Source organism: Anaerotignum sp. (assembly GCF_017483025.1).
In the GTDB taxonomy this organism is placed as follows: Bacteria; Bacillota; Clostridia; order Lachnospirales; family Anaerotignaceae; genus Anaerotignum_A.
The window spans coordinates 1-4912 of sequence record NZ_JAFUMA010000083.1 but is presented as its reverse complement, the minus strand read 5'-3'; the positions used below and the strand labels follow the sequence as shown (position 1 = coordinate 4912).

Here is a 4912-nt window from a genome sequence, read left to right as displayed (position 1 = left end):
TCGGCTGTATGTAATTCTTCGATGTAAACTTCTCTTATATTGATAACGAATCCTTTGAGGAACACTTTGTGCCTGTACCTGAGCAGGGCGGTGGCAAGCTGATTCCAGAAGGTACGAATAAACCTGGTCATGTATATACCATCTCCAGAGGTGGTAAAGGCATGGTTGGCGTATATAAACTGGAAACACAGGTGGCACCTGGTAATGGCAGTTTTATCAAAACGGGTATTGGTACAGATAGAGATGCGAAAGAAGCGGCAGATACAGCATTTAGATACCTGAAGGCGAATGGTAATCAGATCAGTCAGAGTATTAGTACAACGACTAAGGACTATATCGTGAACTATCAGGATCTGAATGGTTATGGCATGACAAGTAAACTTACATTGCCTACATTGATCGCTATCTGTTCCGCTGCACTGGGCAGACCTACATTGAGCAGTCTTGCTGTACTTGGTGATATCAGCATCAGTGGCACAATTATGAAAGTAGATGAACTGGCAAATGTACTGCAGGTATGTCTGGATAGCGGAGCTAAGAGGGTATTGATGCCTATCACTTCTGCGGTAGATTTCGGCTCTGTTCCTAGTGATCTGCTTGGTAAGGTAGACCCTATTTTCTATCAAACCCCTCAGGATGCCGTATTTAAGGCGCTGGGCGTTGAATAATCGGAAGAACAGGTGAGGTTTATGTTCAGAGAAAACTTTACAAAGATGCTGCAGAAATATCCAAACTGCGTAGAGGATAAAAAGATATTTGCGGCTTATATGAAAGATTTATTTCCCGGTGAAAAACTGATGACGAACGTACTGACATCTCTTCTGGAACTGGGAATTATCGAAGATATAAATCTTTCCACTGAGCTGAATGCGCCTTTTTCCTATAGATATACAAAAAACCTGATGGATAACTATGGATACAGTGAGGAAAATGCGGGCAATGCAGTTTTCCTCATGTGTGTCTGTTATGGTGAAGCCGTATTAGGTAAAACCTGTACATTACAGCCACAGGCGGCTGCAGAAGTGACCAGAGATGACCCGAAAGTAGGGGGCTTATATCAGGATTTGTTTTCTTTCCGTATGAATGGCAGCAAGGCAGTGATCACTGGGTGTAATGATGCATCCATTAGAACACTGGTTGTACCTAATAAGCTCCAGGGGAAATTCATGCAGTCTATAGATAGACAAGCGTTTTCTGGTATGGCTAATTTAGAGCAGGCAGTTGTAACAGAAGGCTTTGTAGACATTGGATCTGCAGCATTCGAGAATTGCAATAAATTACGTCAGGTTATTTTACCTTATGGAATACGAAGTATTGCAGACAGAACATTTGCAGGATGTAGTTCTCTTACAACGATCAATATGCCGGAAACTGTGTTTTCTATGGGCAATTATTCGTTGTCTGGCACAGGCATAAAGTCGGTTATGATGCCAAATTCAGTAGTTATTATTGGTCGTGGTGTATTCCGGGATTGTGATAAATTGCAGGATATTAAGCTGAGTACTTCCATGACTGAAATATCTGAAGAAATGTTCTGGGGATGTACAAATCTGAAGAAAATTGTATTTCCTTCTAATGTTCGGAAAATTGGTAAAAATGCTTTTTGTGGCTGTACCGCAATGAAAGAATTTATGATCCCTGATCATGTAGAGTATATTGACGATGAAGCGTTTAGCGATGTTTCGCCTGAGTTTGTTATTCTCTGTGAAATGGGCAGTGAAGCAGAGAAATTTGCACAGAAACATCGCATGAAATATCAGTTGATATAGGAAGAAGGTGGCTGAATGGGGTTTTTTGACTGGTTGTTTGCGCAGCCAAAACCAGAGTATCCAATGATCCCTTCTATGATGGATCAAATACATATTGACACGATCATGCAAGGCAGGCTGCCTTCTATTACTACAACTCAGATTTATCTGCAGAAAGGGGAGGTTTGCTATTATGCTGACCGCTGCAGACTGATGAGTGAAAAAGTGGTGAAAGACTATATCTCCAAACATTATGGTGGTTCTGTACCCGGTTTATTTTCGGGCACTAGATGGGGTTACGGTGTTTCTGAAAGAAAGCAGACCGGAGAACATATTGAAACGGAATTTTTCGATGGCTTTTTGTTTGTTACAAATAAAAGAACAATCTTCCTGCATAAGCAGGCTGGGTTTGATAAACGACATACATCTATCACATCGATTAAACCCTTTTCTAATGCAATTGAAATGCAGTATGGCTCGAAGTTTTACTGTATTTTTGTGCCAGATGGATATTTGTTGAACGATTTGTTTGAAATGCTGCATTAAGGGGTGAGACAAAATGAAAAATGGTTTGGAAAGTGGACAGATATTGACTTCGGCCAGTGGTAATGCGTATAAAGTAGTCCAGTTATTGGGCGAAGGTGGTCAGGGCTTTGTATATGAAGTGGATTGTAACGGTCAGCGTTACGCACTGAAATGGTACAAGGGGAAAACTGCTAGAAAAGAACAGAAATTGATCATTGAGAACCTTCTGCAGCAGCCGAAACCTTCAGAAGAATTCTTGTGGCCTCTTGATATGCTGACAAGAGGGGACTTATTTGGCTATGTGATGCCGCTGCGTTCTAAAAGATTTAAGGATATCCCTGCGTTATTAAAACGCAAGGTAGAACCTTCTTTTGAGACGCTGTGCAAAATTGGCTTTAATTTGGTAACTGCATATAGAAAGCTTCATGCCAGAGGATATAGCTACTGTGATATCAACTTCGGGAATGTCTTCTTCGATCCTGATACAGGAGATATCCTGATCTGTGATAACGATAACGTAACGATCGATGGCATGGAACAGAGCCAGGTAATTGGTACCCTTGGGTTCATGGCACCAGAACTGGTAAGGGCCAATGTATATAACACCCCTGAGAGACCTTCTACAGCTACAGACCTGTTTTCTTTGGCAGTATTACTGTTCTATATGTTTATGATGCATCATCCACTGCTTGGCGCCAAAGAAGATGTGATCCGCTGCTTTGATTATAATGCACAGGTGAAACTCTATGGTATGGAACCTGTATTTATCTTCGATCCCGTGGATAAATCTAATAGAGCGTTAAAAGGATCCCACGATAATGCGATCATTTTCTGGAGTTTGTATCCGGATTATTTCAAAGAGTTATTTGTAAAGGCATTTACAGATGGCATGACAAATCCCAATCGTAGAGTTCAGGAAGTAGAATGGCAGAGAGCTTTTATTCAAATGCTGAATAACATTATGGTTTGTCCTGATTGTGGCGCTGAAAACTTCTATGATGAAGCAAAAGAAAAACAGATGGTCAGCCATATTTTCTGGGGTTGCGATAAGGTTCTTAATGTTCCTGTGAGCATCAGAATTGGGAATAATAAGATTTTATTGAACTCTGATACAAAGCTGATGGAACATCATTTGAAGGATAATTATAACATGACAAAAGTAGTTGCTTCCGTTGTCCAAAATCCTAAGAATCCAAGCATCTGGGGTCTGAGAAATGAAACGAATGATGTTTGGGTCTATGTTAGACCGGATAATACCCAAGCAACATTGCCTAGTGGTCGTTCTGCAACGATCGCAAAAGGCTGTAAGATCAAATTTGGACAAGTAGAAGGTTGCTTTGAATAATAAAGGAGGACAAGCATATGGCAGAAAGAAGAAGACCCGGTGGCGAACTGGCAAACAGACCTTTACATTTCTTCTGGGTAGTAGACTGTTCCGGTTCTATGATGGGCGAAAAAATTGCCACAGCAAACTATGCGATCAAGGATGCTATCCCTGGTATGCGTAAAGCTGCAGAAGAAAATCCCAATGCGCAGCTGCTGATTCGTACACTGAGATTTGAAACAGGCGCACAGTGGATCACACCTACACCCGTACCCGTTGATGAGTTCGAATGGGAACCTCTGGAGTTAGGTGCTTTGACATCTATGGGTATGGCATTTGATATGCTGGCAGATCAGCTGGAAATGCCTCCTATGTCTGAAAAGGCGCTGCCTCCTGTAATCGTATTATTATCTGACGGTAATCCTACAGATGATTATAGAACAGGTCTGAATAGACTGCTTAGCCTGCCTTGGGGCCGTAAAGCTGTGAAAATAGCGATTGCGATTGGTCAGGATGTTGATGTTGCGATCCTGGAAGAGTTCACAGGCAATAGAGAACTGGTTCTGCAGGCAAATAATGCAGATCAGCTGGCTAAGATGATCAAATGGGCTTCTACAGTGGCGAAACAGGTATCTTCTCCCGTTAGCAAACCTGCACCTGTTGATGTGGCAGGTGAACCTGTACAGTCTAATGTGCCTCAGATGGTTAATGTAGATGATATTCCTGATATTGATGACGATCCCGTCGGCGATGTTTGGTAAGAGGTGACGAAAGCATGAATGTTAAGGTTTATGCGAAAAGTGTGCAGGGAGCGAATCACATTCGGAAAGATATCGTATGCCAGGATAGCTGCTACTGGAGTAAAAAAGCTGAGAATGCGGTGATCATGGCGATTGCAGACGGTCATGGCTCAGAGAAATGCCTGTATAGTGACGAGGGCGCGTATAGAGCAGTACATGTATTCTGTGACATTATGCAGGATGTTTTGAATGAATATAACGGTGATATTGCGTCTTTGAAGCCATTGATCGATGACAATCAGATTTTAGCAAAAAAGATCAGTTCCCTGTGGCACAAAAGAATTACACGAAAGCATAATGATGAGCATAGAGAGAAACTGGACATTGAGGGTACTGGCGAAATCAAAAGAAGAACATCTATCAGAAATGCTTTAAATAAAGCGAGTCTGTCGAAGGTGGACTACATGTTATATGGCACTACGCTTCTTGGGGTGGCTGTATTCGGTGATTCAGCATTGGTCTATCAGATCGGTGATGGTGATATTCAGCTGGTGACAGAGGATGGCGTACGCTCT

Annotated in this window: 5 protein-coding genes and 1 pseudogene; all 6 read left to right on the top strand. The window is 41.9% G+C overall.

The features are described 5' to 3' along the window. Positions 1 to 14: 14 nt before the first annotated feature. Positions 15 to 668: pseudogene (locus IJ369_RS07165) on the top strand (S16 family serine protease); the annotation flags it as partial. 21 nt (positions 669 to 689) lie between these two features. Continuing rightward, positions 690 to 1769, top strand: a complete 1080-nt coding sequence (locus IJ369_RS07160) for a leucine-rich repeat domain-containing protein (protein ID WP_290717632.1) — start codon at positions 690 to 692, stop codon at positions 1767 to 1769. Between the two features lie 15 nt (positions 1770 to 1784). Further along, positions 1785 to 2294 (top strand): hypothetical protein, encoded by a 510-nt coding sequence (locus tag IJ369_RS07155; RefSeq protein ID WP_290717630.1) that lies wholly within the window; start codon positions 1785 to 1787, stop codon positions 2292 to 2294. 13 nt (positions 2295 to 2307) lie between these two features. After that, a complete protein-coding gene (locus IJ369_RS07150) occupies positions 2308 to 3618 on the top strand; it encodes a protein kinase domain-containing protein (protein ID WP_290717628.1) in 1311 nt (436 codons plus the stop codon). Positions 3619 to 3635: 17 nt separating this feature from the next. Beyond that, on the top strand, positions 3636 to 4358 hold the full coding sequence (locus IJ369_RS07145; RefSeq protein ID WP_290717626.1) for a vWA domain-containing protein: 723 nt from the start codon (positions 3636 to 3638) through the stop codon (positions 4356 to 4358). Then, the coding region (locus IJ369_RS07140; RefSeq protein WP_290717624.1) for a protein phosphatase 2C domain-containing protein at positions 4352 to 4912 on the top strand (561 nt) is incomplete at its 3' end. The genes IJ369_RS07145 and IJ369_RS07140, both read left to right, overlap by 7 nt.

Bases quoted from the DNA above. Each gene is read 5' to 3' on its own strand.
- IJ369_RS07160 (WP_290717632.1), top strand. From the start codon at position 690: ATGTTCAGAGAAAACTTTACAAAGATGCTGCAGAAATATCCAAACTGC.
- IJ369_RS07155 (WP_290717630.1), top strand. From the start codon at position 1,785: ATGGGGTTTTTTGACTGGTTGTTTGCGCAGCCAAAACCAGAGTATCCA.
- IJ369_RS07150 (WP_290717628.1), top strand. From the start codon at position 2,308: ATGAAAAATGGTTTGGAAAGTGGACAGATATTGACTTCGGCCAGTGGT.
- IJ369_RS07145 (WP_290717626.1), top strand. From the start codon at position 3,636: ATGGCAGAAAGAAGAAGACCCGGTGGCGAACTGGCAAACAGACCTTTA.